Source organism: Bacillus sp. Marseille-Q1617 (assembly GCF_903645295.1).
In the GTDB taxonomy this organism is placed as follows: Bacteria; Bacillota; Bacilli; order Bacillales; family Bacillaceae_B; genus Rossellomorea.
Genome location: NZ_CAHJXM010000001.1, coordinates 979,876 through 1,000,121, shown reverse-complemented (window position 1 = coordinate 1,000,121; position 20,246 = coordinate 979,876). Strand labels below are relative to the sequence as shown.

20 protein-coding genes are annotated in these 20,246 nt (G+C 45.8%); 8 read left to right on the top strand and 12 right to left on the bottom strand.

The window, feature by feature from the left end:
* From HWX64_RS04960 to HWX64_RS04915, 10 genes are all read right to left on the bottom strand, one after another.
* On the bottom strand, positions 1-693 hold the full coding sequence (locus HWX64_RS04960) for a sigma factor-like helix-turn-helix DNA-binding protein (protein ID WP_175987793.1): 693 nt from the start codon (positions 691-693) through the stop codon (positions 1-3).
* A gap of 90 nt (positions 694-783) precedes the next feature.
* A complete protein-coding gene (locus tag HWX64_RS04955) occupies positions 784-1,794 on the bottom strand; it encodes a hypothetical protein (protein WP_175987791.1) in 1,011 nt (336 codons plus the stop codon).
* Between the two features lie 145 nt (positions 1,795-1,939).
* Positions 1,940-2,791 (bottom strand): DMT family transporter, encoded by an 852-nt coding sequence (locus HWX64_RS04950; RefSeq protein ID WP_175987789.1) that lies wholly within the window; start codon positions 2,789-2,791, stop codon positions 1,940-1,942.
* Positions 2,792-3,280: 489 nt separating this feature from the next.
* On the bottom strand, positions 3,281-3,985 hold the full coding sequence (locus HWX64_RS04945) for a lactate utilization protein C (protein ID WP_175987787.1): 705 nt from the start codon (positions 3,983-3,985) through the stop codon (positions 3,281-3,283).
* The gene (locus tag HWX64_RS04940) at positions 3,985-5,412 is read right to left on the bottom strand and encodes a LutB/LldF family L-lactate oxidation iron-sulfur protein (protein ID WP_175987785.1); all 1,428 of its coding nucleotides are present in this window, start codon (positions 5,410-5,412) and stop codon (positions 3,985-3,987) included. The genes HWX64_RS04945 and HWX64_RS04940 overlap by 1 nt, the downstream gene beginning before the upstream one ends.
* A 21-nt stretch (positions 5,413-5,433) precedes the next feature.
* The gene (locus tag HWX64_RS04935; protein ID WP_175987783.1) at positions 5,434-6,150 is read right to left on the bottom strand and encodes a (Fe-S)-binding protein; all 717 of its coding nucleotides are present in this window, start codon (positions 6,148-6,150) and stop codon (positions 5,434-5,436) included.
* 239 nt (positions 6,151-6,389) lie between these two features.
* Positions 6,390-8,174: an L-lactate permease gene (locus HWX64_RS04930; RefSeq protein WP_175987781.1), complete on the bottom strand. Its 1,785-nt coding sequence runs from the start codon at positions 8,172-8,174 to the stop codon at positions 6,390-6,392.
* A gap of 194 nt (positions 8,175-8,368) precedes the next feature.
* Positions 8,369-9,088 (bottom strand): FadR/GntR family transcriptional regulator, encoded by a 720-nt coding sequence (locus tag HWX64_RS04925; RefSeq protein WP_175987779.1) that lies wholly within the window; start codon positions 9,086-9,088, stop codon positions 8,369-8,371.
* A 132-nt stretch (positions 9,089-9,220) separates the two neighbouring features.
* Positions 9,221-9,655 (bottom strand): SRPBCC family protein, encoded by a 435-nt coding sequence (locus tag HWX64_RS04920; protein WP_175987777.1) that lies wholly within the window; start codon positions 9,653-9,655, stop codon positions 9,221-9,223.
* Positions 9,656-9,674: 19 nt separating this feature from the next.
* Entirely contained in the window at positions 9,675-10,460 is a 786-nt protein-coding gene (locus HWX64_RS04915; RefSeq protein WP_175987775.1) for an SRPBCC domain-containing protein, read from the bottom strand.
* A 221-nt stretch (positions 10,461-10,681) separates the two neighbouring features.
* On the opposite strand from HWX64_RS04915, the gene HWX64_RS04910 reads away from it, so the two are divergent.
* The gene (locus HWX64_RS04910) at positions 10,682-11,230 is read left to right on the top strand and encodes a 2'-5' RNA ligase family protein (protein ID WP_175987773.1); all 549 of its coding nucleotides are present in this window, start codon (positions 10,682-10,684) and stop codon (positions 11,228-11,230) included.
* A gap of 48 nt (positions 11,231-11,278) precedes the next feature.
* Here the strand turns inward: HWX64_RS04910 and HWX64_RS04905 are convergent, their stop codons facing one another.
* Positions 11,279-11,908, bottom strand: a complete 630-nt coding sequence (locus HWX64_RS04905) for an AraC family transcriptional regulator (protein ID WP_368495567.1) — start codon at positions 11,906-11,908, stop codon at positions 11,279-11,281.
* Positions 11,909-11,913: 5 nt separating this feature from the next.
* Positions 11,914-12,132: a hypothetical protein gene (locus tag HWX64_RS22175; RefSeq protein WP_368495566.1), complete on the bottom strand. Its 219-nt coding sequence runs from the start codon at positions 12,130-12,132 to the stop codon at positions 11,914-11,916.
* Between the two features lie 242 nt (positions 12,133-12,374).
* Between HWX64_RS22175 and HWX64_RS04900 the strand changes: the two genes are divergently transcribed.
* From HWX64_RS04900 to HWX64_RS04870, 7 genes are all read left to right on the top strand, one after another.
* A complete protein-coding gene (locus HWX64_RS04900; RefSeq protein ID WP_175987771.1) occupies positions 12,375-12,797 on the top strand; it encodes an SRPBCC domain-containing protein in 423 nt (140 codons plus the stop codon).
* Positions 12,798-13,121, top strand: coding sequence for a helix-turn-helix transcriptional regulator (locus HWX64_RS04895; protein WP_175987769.1), 324 nt, complete (start codon positions 12,798-12,800; stop codon positions 13,119-13,121).
* A 143-nt stretch (positions 13,122-13,264) separates the two neighbouring features.
* Entirely contained in the window at positions 13,265-14,221 is a 957-nt protein-coding gene (locus tag HWX64_RS04890; protein WP_175987767.1) for a DUF4003 family protein, read from the top strand.
* Positions 14,222-14,325: 104 nt separating this feature from the next.
* On the top strand, positions 14,326-15,933 hold the full coding sequence (locus HWX64_RS04885; RefSeq protein ID WP_217703487.1) for a sigma-54-dependent Fis family transcriptional regulator: 1,608 nt from the start codon (positions 14,326-14,328) through the stop codon (positions 15,931-15,933).
* Between the two features lie 185 nt (positions 15,934-16,118).
* Positions 16,119-17,267 (top strand): iron-containing alcohol dehydrogenase, encoded by a 1,149-nt coding sequence (locus tag HWX64_RS04880; protein ID WP_175987765.1) that lies wholly within the window; start codon positions 16,119-16,121, stop codon positions 17,265-17,267.
* Positions 17,268-17,342: 75 nt separating this feature from the next.
* Complete coding sequence (locus tag HWX64_RS04875; RefSeq protein ID WP_175987763.1) at positions 17,343-18,731, top strand: hypothetical protein; 1,389 nt, start codon at positions 17,343-17,345, stop codon at positions 18,729-18,731.
* A 21-nt stretch (positions 18,732-18,752) separates the two neighbouring features.
* Entirely contained in the window at positions 18,753-20,171 is a 1,419-nt protein-coding gene (locus HWX64_RS04870; protein WP_175987761.1) for an NAD-dependent succinate-semialdehyde dehydrogenase, read from the top strand.
* Positions 20,172-20,246 lie beyond the last annotated feature (75 nt).

Sequence of the window (20,246 nt, the reverse complement as noted above, 5' to 3'; positions counted from 1 at the left end):
TTAAGCTGCCATTGAGAGGACGCTTGAAGGAGAAGAAACGCTGCGGGTAACAGTCGGGAACGATAGCATCTTTGGAGCGGACTGTCCGGAAATCAAATCAGGGAGCTGCTCGATCAAATCCGAGGGATCATGGGTTTGGATGCTTTCCTGAAGAAGTGTCACTACATCTTCTTGAGAGTACTCTTCCCAGTAGTCATTATTTGAACGTGATTCTTCATCATCAGAACGTTTTTCAAGTCTCGCCCTGGTTCGTTTGAGCAGTGCCTTGATGGAGGTCTCCGTCATGCCCAGGAGGTCAGCGACTTCATGGATTTTATATTGAAAGGCTTCTTTCAATACCAGTGTGATCAACTGTTTTGGTGTTAGTGTTTTCACCAGCATGTCTAAAACATCACGGTCGCTTTCTGTATTCTCCTCCCCACTCAAATCGGGCACATCGCCAAGCATTTCCCTGTTCAGCTTGCGAACCTTATCGACCCAAGCATGGTAGGCCATCTTCTTCAATAACGGCGGGGTCCATTTCTCCTGGTCAGGGTAATGCTTCAACGCCCGGCAGATGGATTCCTGGCACAGATCCTCCCCGTCCCACTTATTTTTTGTCAGGAACAGACAGTAATGTAGAAGCTTATCCACAAGCTCGTGCAGTTCCTGCCCCTCCGATTCACTTTCTTTCCTCAACGTTCCACGAATCATATTCCTTCACTCCTTTATATCCTCTCGTTCTTATAACGGATACGCCTCAAAAAAAGATACCGGTGGAATGTGTTTTTTTCTAATTTTTTATTATTGAAGAAGCTGCTTGAGTTTTCCCGGATCATCGACTCTCAAAGCGATGCTTGATACAGACTTCTTCCTGCCCATGAAAAGTGTGGCCTCAACGGGTTCTTTGAAGTGGATTATTACTTGCGGCTCTGTCTGTTCCAAGTCATTATACATAAATGTCATCGTTTGTTCTTCCGGTGTGGCGCCCCATTCATATTTCTTAATATATTCAAGTGGGACAATTATACGCTGCATCAAGCCTTGAGTGACATATAGCTTCCCGTTCTTGACCTCAAGGGGGTGCAGCCTCATCACGGCAATCTCAGCGATAAACAGGAAGACGCCATAAACATTCAGGAGTAGTAAAACGATGGAGAGGATCGGCCACTTTGAATGCAGCCACCAGTGGAGACCGATCGATTCAATAACGATGGCATGAATGATCATGATATTCATGGCGAGTGCGCTCGTCTTCTTGTGCATCGTTATACATCCATCATGAGAGGGTGGTTGTTTGCGCCACGAAAAGATCAAATAGTAAAATAACAATGCTTCTGATATAAGGACTTTGAGCAGGGCATGGCTGCCGACTGCTTTTTCAGCGGCAGGAAGCATCGAAAAGACGGCAGCTTCCCCCGCCCTCTTCATTTCAGTCCGGACCTGGGGAATTTTCCAAACGAGAAAACCGATCAGGCTCAATTCAACCAGAAAAAGCAGGGCTTCGAATCCAACCCCTGCATAAAGCAGCATCGTGTACGGTGCAAAGAATTCTTCGGGAATCAAAAATCGTGCAAGTACGAGCCCGGCAACCATGAATCCAATAACTTGTTTCTTCGATACTTTAAAAGCTGCGTATACCAAAATAGGGGAAACCACGACCATATCCAGCAGGGAACCAAGGATGACCCCTCTTTCCAGCTCAATCATCAGAGTTTCTTGAGTGAAAGGCTGATATAATAGCACATTACTCACCAATACAAGACCCAGCAGTAAGACCGCCCACTTGGAAAAAACCGTTTCACGAAGTACCATATTACCTCTCCTTCACTGGAAAAGTTTTCTTATTTATATTATAGTCTATCTTCCCATAAAAGTTATCCACAAATAAAAGGCAAATTCCGTACAAAACAAGGCCCGTCCCCTGCTGCTTTAAAGCAGCGAGGGACGGGCCTCAGTGTTATGCTTCCTTATTGTTTTTCAAGAACATATAGAGCGACGCTCCAAAAATGATGACATAGCCGATGATGCTCCACAAATCAGGTATTTGTCCAAACAGGAAGATGCTGATGAGTGCGGAGTATACAACGGTTGAGTAAAAGAAGATCGAGATTTCTTTTGCCGGTGCGAACTTGTACGCAATGGTGATTCCGAACTGCCCGATGGTGGCAAAAAAACCTGCCCCGAGCAGGTAAACCCACTGCTTCAAGCTCATCGGCTCATAGAAAGCGAGCACGAAAGGCAGCAGGATCATCGTGGTGAAGAAAGAAAAATAAAAGACAACGGTGTAGAATTTTTCTTTTGTTCCCAGGACCCTTAGCACAGTATACGCCCCGGCTGCAAATACAGCCGACAAGAGCCCTGCGATATACGGGATCGTGTCATACGAAAACGCCGGCTTAATGATGAACAGCGTTCCGATGAACGCAATGATGATGGCGGTGATCTGGAACATCCGTGCTCTCTCTTTAAGGAAGATCGATGCGAAGATGATCGTTAAAAATGGACTGAGTTTATTCAGCATATCGGCATCCGACAGAACGAGATGGTCGATCGCATAGAAGAACAACACAATCCCGGCAGCCCCGAGACTCGAGCGCAACAGCAGCAGCTTCTGATTCTCCCTTTTCCCGAACAGCCGCTCTCCGTGATATTTTACAAATCCGAATGCGATGATGGCTGAAACAAAATTCCTGAAGAACGTTTTCTGAATCGTCGGCACGTCACCGGACAGTTTCACAAGTGCGGCCATCATCGAAAACCCGAATGCGGATAATAATAAGAGTATGATTCCTTTGTTTCGATTCGTCATAGTCTCCTCCAATAACCTTTCCTGTAGTATTCTCTATTGTATTTAAATTGATGAGATGTTTTATGCAACTAGGTTAGTGTAACAAATGTTTGGTGTTTTATGGAGGAATAAGCTCGGCCAAGATAAAAGAAAATGTTGCATTTCGCTATTCAACACCGCAGTTGATTTCCGTGCAAGACTTCGCTTTCCGCGGGCGGACGGTAGTAGAGGACTCTGGCTTTATACCACGCTAGGTACTTGGATAGGATTTATGTGCGGAATCTCGAATATATGTGCGAAAAATTCATTATATGTGCGAAATCCAGGATATATGTGCGAACTGCCGATTTTCCGACAAGAATCCACCTCTGCATCCCCCTGTTAAATACACCAAGCCAATAAAGGGTTTCGTCTTCACTCCAAACAACAGCTGGAACTTGTAAAAAATCTATTACAGAGCCAATTCAGAATAAAACACCTGACTCATAAAGGAATCAGGTGTTCACCATACTATAAATCATCCACAATGACATAAGTCGCCTTCACAGGCCCGTGGACACCTACGATCAGATTCATTTCGATATCGGCTGAGTTGCTGGGACCAGAAATGAAATTGACACAGGATGCTACTAGTTCTCCACTTTCGATCTTGTCGTGGATGCTTTTGGCTGCCTGGGTCATCCTCGGGACGATGGTGCTTTTCGGGATGATGGCGATGTAGATGGCAGGGAGCAGGCTGACGGCGCGTCCTTTTCCCTTATCGCTGTACAGGACGACGGTTCCGGACTCAGCAAGGGTCATATCACTGAACGTAATGCCGACATCCGCGGTTGCAGAAAACGAAAGATTTTCATCTCCGCCTTCTGTGTCCCATACGTGATGAGTGATGTCTTCATCACCCATCTCTGAAAGCCCCGCCTCTTCAAAACGTGAATCATCCCATGTGACGACGGAGTTCCCGCCGTACTGCTTGATGAGATAGGGAATCAATGTGGATAGCTCGCTTGTTACGGTCTCATGCACTTCCGTGTGAATCAGTACGCACTGCTTTTTCAATACCTCGACCAGTTCATCCTGGGAATACCCCTCATACACTTCCCATTGGGGGCTGTGCTGCCACTGAGGTTTTATCACTTCCGAACGGCGCTCACGACCAAGATTTTTTGCCAGGTTATCTAAAAAAGATCCCCTGTTTTGAATTTGTCCAATCGCCATTATTGTCCACCTTCTTTGCTTCTCTTCTTATACCAGTCCCTGAACCGCTCTTTTTTAGGAGCAGGGAATTCACGGATATCCGTCCAATTCTTAAGTGGTCCTGGTCCTTTCGAAATGCTTCCGTCTTTTGTAAAAGCAGCCAGTGACGTCGGCGCGAGTTTCGAGCCGATGTTGTACATGGCCGGGGATGCCGTTCCCATACTGAAGGCCTTCATCGATAGATTTTCAAAAACGGGAGCCTTGCCTTCACGCTCCACGATTTCCTGGCGGTGGCGAAGAAGATGCTCGTGCAGAGGGATCTTTACCGGGCATGCTTCTGTACAGGCTGCACATAGAGTCGATGCATAAGGAAGCTCTTTGTATTCCTCATATCCGCCCAAAAGAGGCGATAATACTGCCCCGACAGGACCCGGATAAATCGATCCGTACGAATGACCGCCGACATGGCGGTATACCGGACACACATTGATACAAGCCGCACAGCGGATACAATGGAGGATGGACTGGAAGGCCGTACCAAGGATTTTAGAACGTCCATTATCCACAATAACCAGATGGAATTCCTCGGGACCGTCCACTTCTCCCTCTTGTTTCGGTCCTGTCAGAGCCGTGATATAGCTCGTCAGTTTCTGACCGACCGCCGCCCGCGTCAAGAGGCTGACAAGAACCTCCATCTCTTCCCAGGTAGGTACGATCCTTTCCATTCCCATGACGGTGATTTGTGTCTTCGGGACAGTAGTCACCATTCGTGCGTTTCCTTCATTTGTAACCAGGGAGATCGTGCCTGACTCTGCGATGGCAAAATTACATCCGGTGATGCCGATATCCGCCTGAAGGAATTCTTCTCTTAATTTTTCACGGGCAAAAAGTGCAAGTTCTTCCGGCTTTTCCGTTTTGTCGTACCCCATTTTATTCTTGAATACGTCCCTGATCTGCTCTTTATTTTTGTGAAGGGCAGGTGTGACAATATGGGAAGGCGGGTCATGGTCATCCACTTGCAGGATCCATTCGCCCAGATCGGTTTCAATGACGTCGCAGCCGGCTTTCTCAAGTGCTTCATTCATATTGATTTCTTCTGTGACCATGGATTTCGATTTGACGACTTTCTTGCCTTCTTTTTTCTTGACGACTTCTGTGATGTATTCGTTCGCTTCTTCAGCCGTCTCTGCGAAAAAAACATGGCCGCCCCGTTTTGCGACATTTTCACTTAATAGCTCGAGGTAATAGTCTAGATTCTCGATCGTATGGGACCTGATCTCCTCACCGAGCTTCCGCCATTCTTCCCAATTCCCGAGTTCCTCTGCCGCATTCAGGCGCCCGCTGCGGAATCGTCCCTGCGCGGAACTGACCGCACCGCGCATGAATGTATCGGCTATTCCGCTCGAGACTCTGTCATTGAAGGATTTATCCCCTATTTTCATAGCCATTTTGTTTCCCCCTCGATTTTCCTATTGGCTGTTTAAAACCGATGCAATATGCATCACTTTGATCGGCTTGCCTTTCCGGTCGATCCGGCCTCCGATGTTCATCAAGCAGCCGCAATCCGCTCCGATTAAGATGTCCGCTCCCGTCTCTTCCACACTCGTAACCTTTTCATCTACCATCTGCTCGGAAATCGGCGACATTTTCACTGAAAACGTTCCGCCGAATCCACAGCAATTATAATTGTGTGGAAGCGGATTCATTTTTAACCCGTCAACTTTGCTCAATAGTTTCATAGGCGCTTCCGTCACACCGAGCAGCCGGGTCATATGGCAGGATGTATGATAAGTTGCGTTCCCGTTCAACTTTGCCCCGACATCTTCTACACCTAGGACTTCCACGATGAACTGAGTCAATTCATAGGTTTTTCCGGCTAAGGATTTTGCCCGCTCTTCCCACTGAGGATCCCCCTTGAACAGATGAGGGTACTCCCTGAACATCGTTCCGCATGAACCCGATGGAGTGACGACATAATCCGATTCCTCAAAGACACTGATCATATGCTTCATTGATTCTTTCGCTTTTTCGACATGGCCGCTGTTATAAGCAGGCTGTCCGCAGCACGTCTGTTTCTCGGGAAAATCGACTTCGCATCCCAGCCGCTCCAGTAATTCAACCGTGTCCCTGCCGACGTCCGTTTGAAAGATGTCGATTAAACATGTGACAAATAATGAGACTTTCATGATTGTTCCCCATTTCTTTCGGAAGAAACTCTGTTTGGTTCCAGTATGAAGGAATAGTTGAGTTCTTCTTTTGTTGTAGAATACGATATTTCTATGTTTGAAATTTTTCTGTCTATTCTATTAAGTATTAGTGTAAAGCCAACTGCCCCAATAGTCAACAGGTCATCAGATGACTTAAATGCACTAAATCAAAAACCCGTCCTTAGCTGTGTTTTCAACAGTGTGGACGGGCTTTGCACTTATGCGGTTTTTCTTAGCTTTTTGCTATCATGCCTATTCTTTCTTTCCCCTTTGATAATGAGGGTGATGATGAATCCGGCTACAAGGGCAAGGATGAATGTTCCGATATTCAGTCCGATGCCGTTGATGACGACATAGCCTATTGCGCCCGCGAAAATCACGTAAAAGGTCATTGGAATCAGGGTTTTCCTGATAAGGTTCCCTTCCCGTCCGATCAGACCTGCGGAAGAGGAAGCTGCCACTACGTTATGGACGCAGATCATGTTACCAGCTGCACCGCCGACTGCCTGCAGGGCTACAATGGTGGCCGGTGCTGCCATGATGTTATCCGCCACTCCGAATTGGAACAGGGAGAACATCATATTGCTGACCGTGTTGCTGCCCGCCGCAAATGCTCCGATGGCTCCGATGGTCGGTGCGGCAAGCGGCCAGTAGCTTCCAAATATGTTGGAAATACCCTCTGCCAGCGCAAGCGGCATGCTTGTGTAGTCTGCAGCATTGATGCCGGAGTTTATGAACACCTGAACCATTGGTACCGCAAAGATCAATGCGGCCATTGCACTCACTATGGTCTTAAACGAATCCTTCACTGCCCGGGAATATTCCTTCATATTCATTTTATAAATGAAGATTGATAGAAGTGACACAAGAATAAAGATGGTGCCCGGCAGGTTCAAAGGTTTTGAAGCTACCGTAATTTCCGAACCGAACAGCGTTTCCAGGTTGATGACCCATGATTGCAGCCAGCCTGAGAATGGAAGATAGCTGACTCGTGTGGCAACCAGCAATACAGCTACCAATAGATATGGCATCCAGGCTTTCACAAAAGAAACGTTCTTCTTCGGCTTATCGTTATCATCCACTTGCAGCGTACCTGTCCAAGCCGGGTCCCAGTTCGATTCTTTATCAAAGTCCCATGACTTCTTAGGAATGAACCACCCTTTTTTCGCAGCAGGAACCACGATGGCAAGTCCGATCAATCCGCCGATGAGGGATGGAAATTCCGGTCCCAGCAGATTGGCCACCAATGCATAAGGAACGGTGAACGACAATCCTGCAAAAATAGCAAACTTCCAAATCGCAAGTCCTTCCGTAATGGATTTATTTTTACCAAAGAAATACGTCAGCATCGTCACCATAAAGAGTGGGATGAAGATCCCGATGACTCCATGAATGAGCGCAACCTGACCTCCGATTCCATTTATGTAAGCGTCAAACGTGGTTCCCTGCTCAGCGATGTATTTTTGGACAAGCGGGGAATCCTTCAATCCGGAGTTTACCCCGATCAGGATCGGTGTACCGACCGCCCCGTACGATACGGGTGTCGATTGAAGAATAAGCGCGACCATGACGGCTCCCATTGCCGGGAATCCGATCGCCACTAAAAGCGGCCCTACGATTGTTGCAGGCGCACCCCAGCCTGCAGCACCCTCAAGGAACGATCCAAACAGCCAGCAAACGATGATGGTCTGGACGCGCCGGTCCGGTGAAATATTGGTAAACCCTTTTCTAATCGTAAAAATGGCACCGCTTTCTTTCAGTGTGTTCAACAAGAGAATCGCCCCAAATACGATCACACCCACTTCCAGGGCGGTCACCATTCCCTTCACACTGGCTGCTGCGACCTGATTTCCGGGCACCTTCCATATAAACATAGCCATTACAACGGTGATCAACAAAGAGACCGGCATCGCCTTTTTCGCCGGCCACCTTAAAATAACCAAGAACAAGAATACAGAAACAATCGGTAAAGTGGCGATCCACGCCAGCGTACCAACACTCATTCCCTCCATCTCCTTTCAAAACATGTAAGATATCACGTAAACAGGTCATCAGATGACCTGTATCATAAATAACAGTATAATTAAAACGCTTTCATATAACAATAATTTTTTTAAATTTTATAAAAATAGTCTCACATCCACAAAAGAAGGCCCGTCCCGCACTGCTTTAAAGCGGTGCGGGACGGGCCTTCTAGTTATTCATTCATCTCATCAAAATAGTTCATCAGGACTTCTTCCACGCTTTGCAGGTGATCGAGCATCAATTTCTGTGCTTCGCTTCCATCCTGCGCTTCAATGGCTTGATAAATCTGCTGATGCTCATTCCAGAGCCGTTCTAGTGTCGACTTTTCTGAGTAAAGCCACAATCTGCGGGTTTCACGCATCGTGGTGACCATCATTTCCGACACATTGTTCATCAGCCCGATCAACAGTTCATTATGAGACGCCTTGGCGATGGCCATGTGAAAGCGGAAATCGGCTTCTTCCCCGAGCTCCTGGTCATTGGCAGCTTCCATTTGATCGAGTGCTTCCTTTATTTCAGCTAGCTGCTCGTCCGTTCTTCTTGCCGCAGCCGCCTGGACCGCTCCCACTTCAAGGATGCGCCTCACTTCTAAAAGGTTCTTCACATCATCTTTTTTCATCAATACAGCTATGTAAACCGGGAGCGACAGCATTTTACTGTCAAATTCGCGGACATACGTCCCTTCACCCTGATGCATTTCCACTAACCCCATCGCCCGGAGCGCACTCAATGCTTCACGAACGGCGGAACGACCGACTTGAAAATTTTCAGCCAGCTGCTGAACCGATTCAAGCTTGTCCCCGCTCTTCAATTGACCGGACTTGATCATATCGATCAGCGCCTCGGCCACTTCCTCATAAATCTTACGCGGTTTTATACGTTTATAATTCAACAATTCTCACCCCATCAATGTTCCTATGTTTGATTTTATAGTATTGTCGGGCTTGGGACAATATTTGCCGGTTTTATCCCTGACAAATGATAAAAAGCTCCCTTCTTACAAGAAAGGAGCTGCCCATATCATCTATCTTTCAAGTATCTCTTTTATTTTCTTTAAATCTTTCTGATTTGCTTTTTTCATAAGCTTCGCAATGAATGGGGTGAGGACTTTTGAAAATCCTTTGGGTTCCCCCTGGTTTCTTAGCGTCATCTTCGTTTCATGTTGTCCCAGCTTCTCCCATATATAGGTTGTTTTCATCGGAAATGGGCCATTTGCTGTTTTCAGGACCAATTTTTCACCTGGGATAAATTCTTCAATTTGATAAACATAAGCGAGTTCTCTTCCCAAGAAATTTGCTTTAAAGGCAATTTGAGAATCCAGGGTTAAAGGTTTGTCTGTCAGCCATTCTGCTGAATCGATGTTCACATACCATTCAGGGGCATGATCAGGATCTGAAGCATACGATGATACCTCTTCAATCGGGCATCGAATGGTTATCTCTGTTTTTATATCTACCATGATGTTCCCTCCATCATCGTTACTCTTTTTCCACATAGCCTTTTAATCGGGTCCCGAGAAGGTACTTCCACCCTTCTGCGTGTTTCTCTTCCCAGTCTTCCTCAATGATACCTGAAGCTGTATGGGATAACCGGAGAACCGTTGCCCCATCCTTTTCTTCAAGGCGATAGATATACGAGCTGTGGACCGCTCCCTGCATGCCTAAATGTCCATGAATCCTGATTTCTTCGGGGGCATTGACATAGTACACATTTCCCCATACAGCTCCCTGATTGTCGCCCCACTTCTCTATGAACTGGCCGCCTGGAACCGGATCGAACGTAAATGTTGATGCTTCCCCTTCTGGTGCCAATCTGAATTCCCACCAATTCTCGGCATTTGTTGTCAGTGCGTGAAATACTTCTTTCCGTGGAGCATGAATGTTGATTTCCTGCTCGATTTTGAATGCTTGGCTTTGTTCTTTATTCATGTCTTCCTCTCCTTTTCTTTTCTCAGTGATTGCACGCAAATTCAGTAGTGAGCTTGCGTCAGCCTCCATATATTTTCCTACCCAGCGGCGATGCATGTCCTGCAGCGGAACGGCATTCAGATAGTTCTTTCGGTATTTCCCTTCCCGTTTGACCAAGACCAAATTTCCTTCTTCAAGGATGTTCAAGTGCTTCATAATGGTATAACGGGTTACCTCTGGGAAACGTTCATTCAACTCTCCGGTTGTCTTGGGCGATTGCTTTAGAATATCCAGTATGTCCCTTCGGATTGGATGACCGAGTGCTTTAAACAGACTCGAAAGTTCCTCTTCATTCATAAAGATTAATCCTTTCTCATGTGAACAAATGGTCACATGTAATATGTGACTAAACAGTAACATGTATTCTTTTTATCCGTCAAGTCGATTTCTCTGAAACTTTTTCGTCGTTTAGACGTAAATAAGTTAAACAAGATTCATCCCTCCCCTTATAGGGTAACTTGTATTTAGATACATAGCTGATGAAGATTTCAGCAATACGATGATAAGGTGGTTACAACATGTTCTGGGTTACTGCTCAGTTTGATGAAGAAACAGAAAACTTGATAAAAACGATCTGGAAAGAATTACGTGATCATTCAATTTCTTATTACATTGATGAGGTTCAAGACGGGAGACCTCACTTAACGCTGGCGAGTTACAAAGAACTCGATAAGGAAAACTATATAAAACAGATGGACATTTTTTATGATGATAAAAAATGCTTTGATATAACGTTCAATCATATTGGCTCGTTCTTGAATTACAATACTCTATTTCTTTCCCCCACGGCCACGAAGGAGTTGCTCGATTTTCATACACATCATCACAAACACTTTAAAACGTTCAGTACAGAGGCCAATGAGTTATATGAACCTGGACAATGGATTCCCCACTGCACGCTTGCCAATAAACTGGAGGCGGATCAGTTGTCGAAAGCCTTTCATTACTGTGTAGACCGGATTGGCCTCACAAAGGGCAGGATTGAGGAAGTGGGCTTGATTGAATTGGCAAAGCAGGATGGGGATACGATGCATGCCCCCCTTATTTATTCTAAAAAGCTGAAGTAAACGTAAAAAGGAAGCTGGCGGTATTCCGCCAGCTTCTTACTATGCTCGTTATTTCTTTTTAATCGGGATCCACACTTCACATCGATAGTCTTCATCATTAACATTACCGGAAGGATACAGCTCGAATTCCGGTCCTCCCGCATGTTCATAGCCGGTCGAAGGGAACCATTCTGAATAGATCCTCTCCCAGACGTGCTGGATGGCATGTGGCATCGGCCCGATTGACGTGAAGACCGCCCACGTGGCTGCCGGAATTTCCTTGGATTCAAACGCATCGCTTGAGTCTTCGCTTTCAGCCCCGATGAAATAGGTGAATTCCTCTGCAGGATGATTGAATTCCATACAGATGCCCAGCATTTCACCTGTCCCTGCTTCAGAGCAGATGGCTTTTGAGGTTCCGTTATGGTTCACCTCACTCCAGAACTTGGGGATTTCCTGATGATTTTCCCCATCGGTCGTTTTCATCCTCAGCCCTTTTCCAATTACGTTGAATGACTCCCTCTTTACAATCTTATAGTCCATTTCCTTCTCTCCTTTTAATTGAATTTGAAAAGAGATACGCGGGAATGCTTTAAGGGATGCCCCTGATTCCCTGACTGCCGAGGGAGATACTCCATGAACTTTGCGAAATGCCTTTGAAAAGGCTTCCGGCGTTTCGTATCCAAATTGAAATGCCACATCAATCACTTTTGTCCTGTATCCGTCAATTCCTGGGCGGCAAGTGTCAGCCGCCTCCTGCGGATGTAATCTGCGACAGTGAATCCTGTCACGATATGAAACATCCGCTGGAAGTGGAATTTCGAGCTCAGGGTGATGTATGCCAATTCATCCAGTTCAATCTTTTCCTGAAGGTTCTCTTCAATATAATCGATGCAGTCATTCATTCTTTGGAGCATCTCCATGCGATTTTCCCTCTGCTTCATGATTAAGTGTAGCTCATGCCCTGGTAGACTTCCGGTTTATTTGTGCGTAAAAATGACAGGTCAATCCTATATTTTGATTCCAATGTATTTGAATTTATTCTTGTTTTATTATTCGTCAGTGAACGCTTTGAATCCTTTATCCACACTTGACACGAAACCAAAAGGTGTTATATTAAAAACGAAACCATATGGTGTTATTTTTAAAGAAAGCGGGAGATTACATGACAAATCACGTAAAAGATATTGAACAAACAACAAGCTTCAATGCACCCATCAATAAAGTTTGGGATGCCGTATCCACTTCTGATGGGATTTCGGCATGGTTCATGCCGAATGACTTCGAGCCGGTGGTCGGCCATGAATTTCATATTCAATCCCCTTTCGGTCCCTCTCCCTGCAAAGTGCTGGAGATCGATGAACCAAACAAGCTCTCTTTTTCATGGGATACCGATGGCTGGGTTGTGACGTTTCTTTTGAAAGATCTTGGAGATAGAACAGAATTCACTGTCGTACATGCCGGATGGAAGGAATCGGATGAAACGATTTCCAAAGCCGGGGAAAAGGCATCCATCATACGTGACCGCATGAACAACGGCTGGTCCGGACTTGTGAATGACCGTCTGAGGAAGGTTGTCGAGGAATAAATGGGAGCTTCCAAACACGATGTCTTTCAGGCGATTGCAGACCCGACCCGGCGGGAGATGCTCCGCCTGCTGGCCGAAAAAGACCGGCCGATTTCGGACATCACTTCCTATTTTTCCATCAGCAGGACAGCAGTCACGAAGCATCTCGGCATACTCTCAGAGGCCAAGCTTGTCACCGGAAAAAAAATCGGCCGCGAAAAAATCTTCAGTCTTCATCCTGAGCCTCTTACAGAGCTGAAGGAATGGCTGTCCTATTATGAGAGGTTCTGGTCCAATAAATTGTCGATGCTTAAGCATTATGTAGAAGATGGTGAGGATGAATAGCCTGCTTTCCCGGCAGGCTGTTTTCATTTTAAAATGTTCACACTTAATAAGAGCCTTTCTTTCTTCAATTTCACAATCAACGAAACTTTTCCAATTCCCCGTTCGTATCTATACTATAAACTCCCAATGAGGAAGTGATAGAAATGAACAAAACCGAACGATATAAAGACGTATATAGTGATTTGAAAAAGAGGCTCAGCTGGAAGGTCACTGACCAGCGATCCATCATGATGATCGCCTCCCTTTATGTGACCGACAATCATGCCTTTGACGGCGTCCGCCTTGAGAAAATGGCAGACTACATCAAAAAGGAAGTAGGATTCTTTACCACGCTGCAATCCCATCAGCGATATATTTTTGCTGCCATGCTCGTCACTCGTTTTCAACATCCTGAAGAAACGTTCAAAGCCTTTATCGAAACATATAAAGCGCTTGTGGATGAGGGATTCTCCATGGGAGCGTATACCTATATTTCCGCAATGATTCTCGTCAGTGCAGGTGAAACCGCTGAGGATTCTTCATCCAGGGCAATGGAAGTATACAAGAGAATGAGGAAAAAGCATTTCTTTTTGACAGGGCAGAGCGATTATCCGCTTGCCATGCTGCTTGCTCAAAGAACACAGGACACAGATCTGCTGATTGACCATATCGAATATTTTTACGATAAGTTGAATCATTCCGGTTTCTACAAAGGAAATGACCTTCAGACGATGAGCCACATCCTTTCGCTCGTAGAAGAAGTCGATTCGGATGAATTGGTTTCACGCTGCACGGAGATCTTCGATAAATTAAAAGAAGAAGGCATCCGCCCGAAATCGATGTATTATCCCCAAATCGCCATGCTTGCTTTTTTAACAAATGGGAAAGACCACATAGAGGCAGTAAAGGAAATATGGGACTCACTAAACAAAGAGATCAGCTGGCAGAAGGATATGAACTTCATGATGGCCGTAACCCTGCACCTCAGCGACCAAATGGAGAACTCCTCCCTCCTGCAGACAAACCTTTCCACCACCATCGAAGCACTCCTTCAAGCACAGCAATCCGCCACCATAGCAGCCATCGGCGGTGCAGCGGCTGCATCCAATAACGGTAATTGATTGAAAGGGACGGGCCTTTAACGTGTTAAAGGCCCGTCCCTCGTTGCGTTAATGTGTGATAGTATGGGATAAATGATGACGATTACTATCAGGAGGTTGGTGTTATGAGGATTCGGGTTTCTGAAGACTTGGAACGTGCAGTTGAATTGTTTTCTTCTACTGAAGAAGGGTTTTTAGAGGTGCAGGATGATAAAGGTAAATCAATTGGAGTCCTCACCCTTGATGATATGAAAGAGATATTCCAAAAGGTCCAACTGGATCGTACGGTAGGTGAAATCTTTCATGAATTGTCAGGCACCAGACAAAGTTCCAATATAAGTTCCACGATAAAGAACGAATACAGCGAACTGCTTGAGAATGAGATTTTCACTGATATCATGAACTCTCTTTATGACGGCGTGTTCATTACAGACGGATCGGGCATAACCGTAAAAATAAATAAAGCATATGAGCGAATTACTGATTTAAAACCTCAGCAGCTGATCGGTTATCATATGGAGGAAATCATTAAGGAAGGCTATATTTCTAAATCCGCTTCCATCCAGGTAATTAAAGAAAAAAAGCCCGTTACACTGATGCAGACCATTCATAACGGCCGGAAGATCATTGTATCGGGAACGCCTATTTTCAATAAAAAAAAGGAGATTCTATATGTCATCAACAGCGTGAGGGACATCACTGAACTGTTGAAACTCAAGCTCCGGATTGAAGAGCTGCAAGAATTAAAGAATCTCCGGCAGAGTACAAAAGCAACCTTCATGAACGATTCATCACAATCATCATTCCATCATAGTGAAACAATGAAAAAGACATTCGAAATCATCGACCGAGTGGCGAAAACGGATGCAAAGGTACTTCTTCAAGGTGAAACCGGTGTTGGTAAAACATTGGTGGCAAAGTATATTCACGAACACTCAAACCGTACCGTTGGAAGCTTTCTGGAGCTGAATTGCAGTGCCCTCCCTTCAAGCTTAATCGAAGCTGAACTATTCGGGTATGAACCCGGGGCTTTCACAGGAGCTCTGGCAAAAGGAAAAAAAGGGCTGCTGGAAATCGCTGACAACGGGACTTTATTCCTTGATGAAATCGGGGATTTGCCCTTGGAACTTCAAGTGAAATTACTCAAGGTCATCGAAGACCAGGCTTTCATCCCGATCGGGGCTTCAAAACTGAAACAAATCAATGTTAGAATCATTGCCGCTTCACACAAGAATATTAAAGAGCTCGTAAAGAATGGAGAGTTTCGGGAAGACCTTTATTATCGATTAAATGTGGTACCAATCGAAATCCCTTCCTTGCGAGATCGACAGGAAGAAATCATCCCCTTGGCAGAGCAATTTCTTGAGGAATTTAATATAGAGTATGGCTTCAGCAAGAGGTTAAGTATTGAGGCATTGAATATCCTTCATGAATATAAATGGCCGGGAAATATCCGGGAATTGAAAAATTGCATTGAACGGTTAGTCGTCACATCCCCTACCGATACCATAGCTTCAGGGGATTTGCCTTATGAACTCGGAGAAATAAGCAACAAGCAAGAAGGCTTCCCGACTGATACGGAGATCATCCCATTAAAAGAAGCGGTAGACAGCGTAGAAAGAAATTTAATTACAAGGGCATTGAAGAAATACAAAACAACACGTAAAGCAGCCGAAGTATTACAAGTCAGCCAATCAACAATCGTACAGAAAATGAAAAAATGGGAGATTTGATTATATAATTAATCAGATCTCCCGTTTTTGATTCATTTACCAATCAACCCCTTCCCCCCCTACATTCCTCAGAGCCTTCCATTCTAACTTTTCTGAAAGTTGGCACAAAACTTGCATTACTTCTTACAAAGAGTTTTTTCTGAAAGCTAACTACGATTTCATAAATAAGAAAGGAGCACATCATCATGTCAGTATCCACATTTAAAATTGCAAACAAACTCATTACCGGGAAAGGTGCCATAGAAACCATCCCACATGAAATTCAGCGTCTGGATATCAAAAACCCCCTTATTGTAACGGATGAAATTTTGCAAAAAGCAGGCGTCGTTGATCAAATCACCCCATTCCTGAAAGGGCTTACTTGCGGAATATTTACCGGAGTAAAACCTGAGCCGGAATTTTCAGTAGTGCATGATTGTACAAACATGTTCAATGAAGGTGCCCATGATGGACTGATTGCCATTGGTGGAGGAAGTGCCATCGATATCGCCAAAAGTGTATCGGCTTATGCAGGCTTTGATGGAAAGCTCACGGATTTAGTAGGGACAGACCTTGTACCGAAAAAAGGCGCTCCGATTATCGCTCTTCCCACTACAGCGGGGACTGGATCTGAAGTAACGAATATTTCCATTCTTTCTGATAAGGAAGCTCAACTGAAAAAAGGAATCGTCAGTGATTATCTGCTGCCGGATGTCGCGATTGTGGCGCCTGAGATGACCTTGACGATGCCGCCTTCTGTTACGGCTGCAAGCGGTGTCGATGCACTTGTCCATGCAATTGAGGCCTATATTTCGGTGCACGCATCGCCAATCACGGATGCACTGGCGATATATGCCATTAAAATGATCGCTGAAAATCTGCCAAAAGCATACGCCAACCCTTCCCATTTGGAAGCACGTGAAAACATGGCAACCGCAAGCTTGATGGCAGGTATGGCATTTGGAAACGCAGGAGTGGGAGCAGTACATGCCCTCGCCTATCCGCTTGGGGGGCGTTACCATATTCCACATGGAGTAAGCAATGCCCTGCTCCTTCCTTATGTGATGGAATGGAATAAGATTTCATGCATGGAGCGTTTCCGTGATATCGGATCGGCTTTAGGTGAAAAAGTGAATCATTTATCGGACGCTGATGCTGCAGATCAAACCGTTCATGCAATGAAACGATTGTGCAGCTCAGTGAATATTCCATCTGGATTACGGGCCTTCTCCATTCCTGAAAGCGACATTCCGGAAATGGCTGAAGATGCAAGCAAGATTGAACGTCTATTAAACAATAACCCTCGCAAGCTGACAAAAAAAGAAATCGAACAAATTTATCAGGCTGCCTACTAGGCTGGTTTTATCTGAAGGATGGGATAAAAAAACTCAGAAAAGAGTCATATCTATTGTTGAAAAGGGGTATATAATATGTGGAAAAATCGTAAACATGGTGAGGAATCACCCTACATTCCATTGGGTCCATTCAAATTAAGGCTTCCATTTATCCATTATAAGTTCGAGTGGCCGGACTATTTACAGGGACTGCTCATGTGTGCAGTTGACTTAGCCGCCATTCCATTGATGATTGAACTGCTGGGGATGCCATTTGAAGTTGCTTTGGCCGTTGTGTTATTGAATGGTCTTCTCTATTTGACGCATCATTTACTCGGCGACCCGGTTGTTCCGGGTTGGATTACACCGGCCATCCCATTAATCATGGCTTATGTGTCAACGTTTCCAGAAGGTGAAGAGCGGGTGCACGCACTGATCGCCTTCCAGCTCACACTCGGACTCTTCTCCATTTTCTTAGGGGTGACGGGCCTTGCAAAGAAAGTAGTATCATTTGTCCCGCCGGCGATTAAATCAGGCGTCATTTTGGGTGCAGGGTTCGCTGCGGTCATTTCGGTCTTCCAGGTTGGCGGCCGTTTCGAAAGTTTCCCTTGGACAATCTCAATCGCTGTAGGGATTGCGTTCTACATTATTTTTTCCCAGCATTTCAATCAACTGAAAAATAAGAGCGCTCTATGGGGACTTATTGGGAAACTCGGCATTTTCCCTATCATTATTCTAGCAGTCATCATTGCCCCTTTATTCGGGGAGGCTCCATGGCCGACGATTGAATGGGGCCTGATCAATCCGGATTTCGGCACTCTTTGGAGTGAATATACGGTATTTGGGGTGGGCTTCCCTTCTGCCATGTTATTTGTGAGTGCTTTACCGACAGTACTCGCAGCCTATATTGTCTTATTTGGCGACGTCCTGCAGAGTAAGGCATTGATTGAGGAAGCGGATGATGTACGACGGGATGAAAAAATCGACTATAACCCAAACCGCGCTCATATGATTTTCGGGGGACGGAATACAATCATGAGTATACTTGGTCCTGATGTTACGATGGCAGGTCCCCTGTGGGCTGCCATGCAGGTAGTCGTAATCGAACGTTTCAAAGAAGGAAAAAAAGCGATGCATTCTCTCTTTGGGGGATCAGGCTCTTTCAGGTGGGGGACCAACACCGGCCTTCTATTGCTTCCGATTGTGAGTCTAGTAGAACCGATACTTGGAATTGCACTGGCTCTTACCCTATTAATACAGGGCTACGTCAGCGTCCGGGTAGGTATCCTCGAAGCCCGCAGCCATAGAGATCTCGGGATTGCAGGGATCATCGGCGCAGTGCTGGCCACCAAAGGAGCCACTTGGGGCTTTGCAGTCGGGATCATTCTTTGTGTACTCATCTATGGAAAGAAGTTTTTTAAAGGAGAAAATGATAAAATATTCACTAAAGATTTAGAAGAAGATGAAATAAAAAGGATTTCTTAACATTTGAAGAGGAGGCTGAACATGCAACACTACAATATGCTCATCAACGGTGAAGAAATAGGAAGCGATTTACCTAAGGTGGATGTGACAAATCCGGCGACTTCAGAGGTTGTGGCCACGATCTCCAAAGGAGGGAAAAGTGAAGCGGTGAGTGCTGTGGACGCGGCGTACAATGCATTCCTCGACTGGTCCAGGCAGTCTGTTTACGAAAGAAGCGAGCTCATCCGAAAATGGTACGACCTGATCAATGAACATAAAGAAGATCTTGCCCGTACCATGACAATGGAACAGGGTAAACCTTTGAAAGAGGCACTTGGTGAAATCCAATATGCCAACGGTTTTATTTCCTGGTATGCGGAAGAAGGAAAACGTGTATACGGCGAACAGATTCCTGCCACGCAGCGTAATAAGCGGTTGTTTGTTTCGAAGCAGCCTGTCGGGGTCGTGGCTGTCATCACGCCATGGAACTTCCCTGCAGCAATGATCACACGGAAAGTGGCTCCAGCCCTGGCGACCGGCTGTACCGTCGTTATCAAGCCGGCCAATCTTACACCATTGACCGCGTTGAAAATGGCCGCCCTTGCAGAAAAGGCTGGTATCCCGAAAGGCGTCATCAATGTCGTCACCGGTGATTCGAAAGCGATCGGTGACGCATGGCTCGAGGATACACGCGTGCGCAAGCTGACCTTCACCGGTTCGACCGAAGTGGGAAGACAGCTGATGAAGGGATCAGCGGACACCATCAAGAAAGTTTCCCTTGAGCTCGGCGGACATGCCCCGTCAATCGTGATGGACGACTGCGACATCAATAAAGCAGTCGAGGGCGTCATCGCCTCCAAGTTCCGCAACGCGGGGCAGACATGCGTATGCTCGAACCGTGTATATGTCCATGAGGATATAGCTGAAGAGTTCACTCAGAGGCTTGTGGAAAAAGTAAAAGAACTGAAAGTCGGAAACGGTCTTGAAGAAGGCGTCGACATCGGACCTCTCATCGATGAAGATGCAGTGGAGAAAGTCCAGAAGCATATCGACGATGCAGTGAGTAGAGGAGCCAAAGTGGCCGTCGGAGGAAAAGCCGGCCAAGGATTATTCTTCGAGCCAACCGTCCTTACAGATGTGAGTGAGGATATGCTGTGCATGACGGATGAAACATTCGGACCGCTTGCACCTGTCTCGACGTTCAAGACCCAGGAAGAAGCGATTGAACGTGCAAACGACTCCATTTATGGACTTGCCGCTTATGTATTCACGGAAAATATCACGAAGGGCATTGAGATTTGTGAACAACTCGAGTACGGAATCGTCGGTCTCAATGACGGCGTCCCTTCCACCCCTCAGGCTCCGTTCGGCGGGTTCAAGCAGAGTGGACTCGGACGTGAAGGCGGACATTATGGTATCGAGGAATATCTGGAGGTTAAGTATATATCGGTAGGATTGTAAGAAAGCTGTTCCATTCATAAATTTGGAACCTGAAAACCCCTGACACATTCATTGTGCCAGGGGCTTTTTATTATT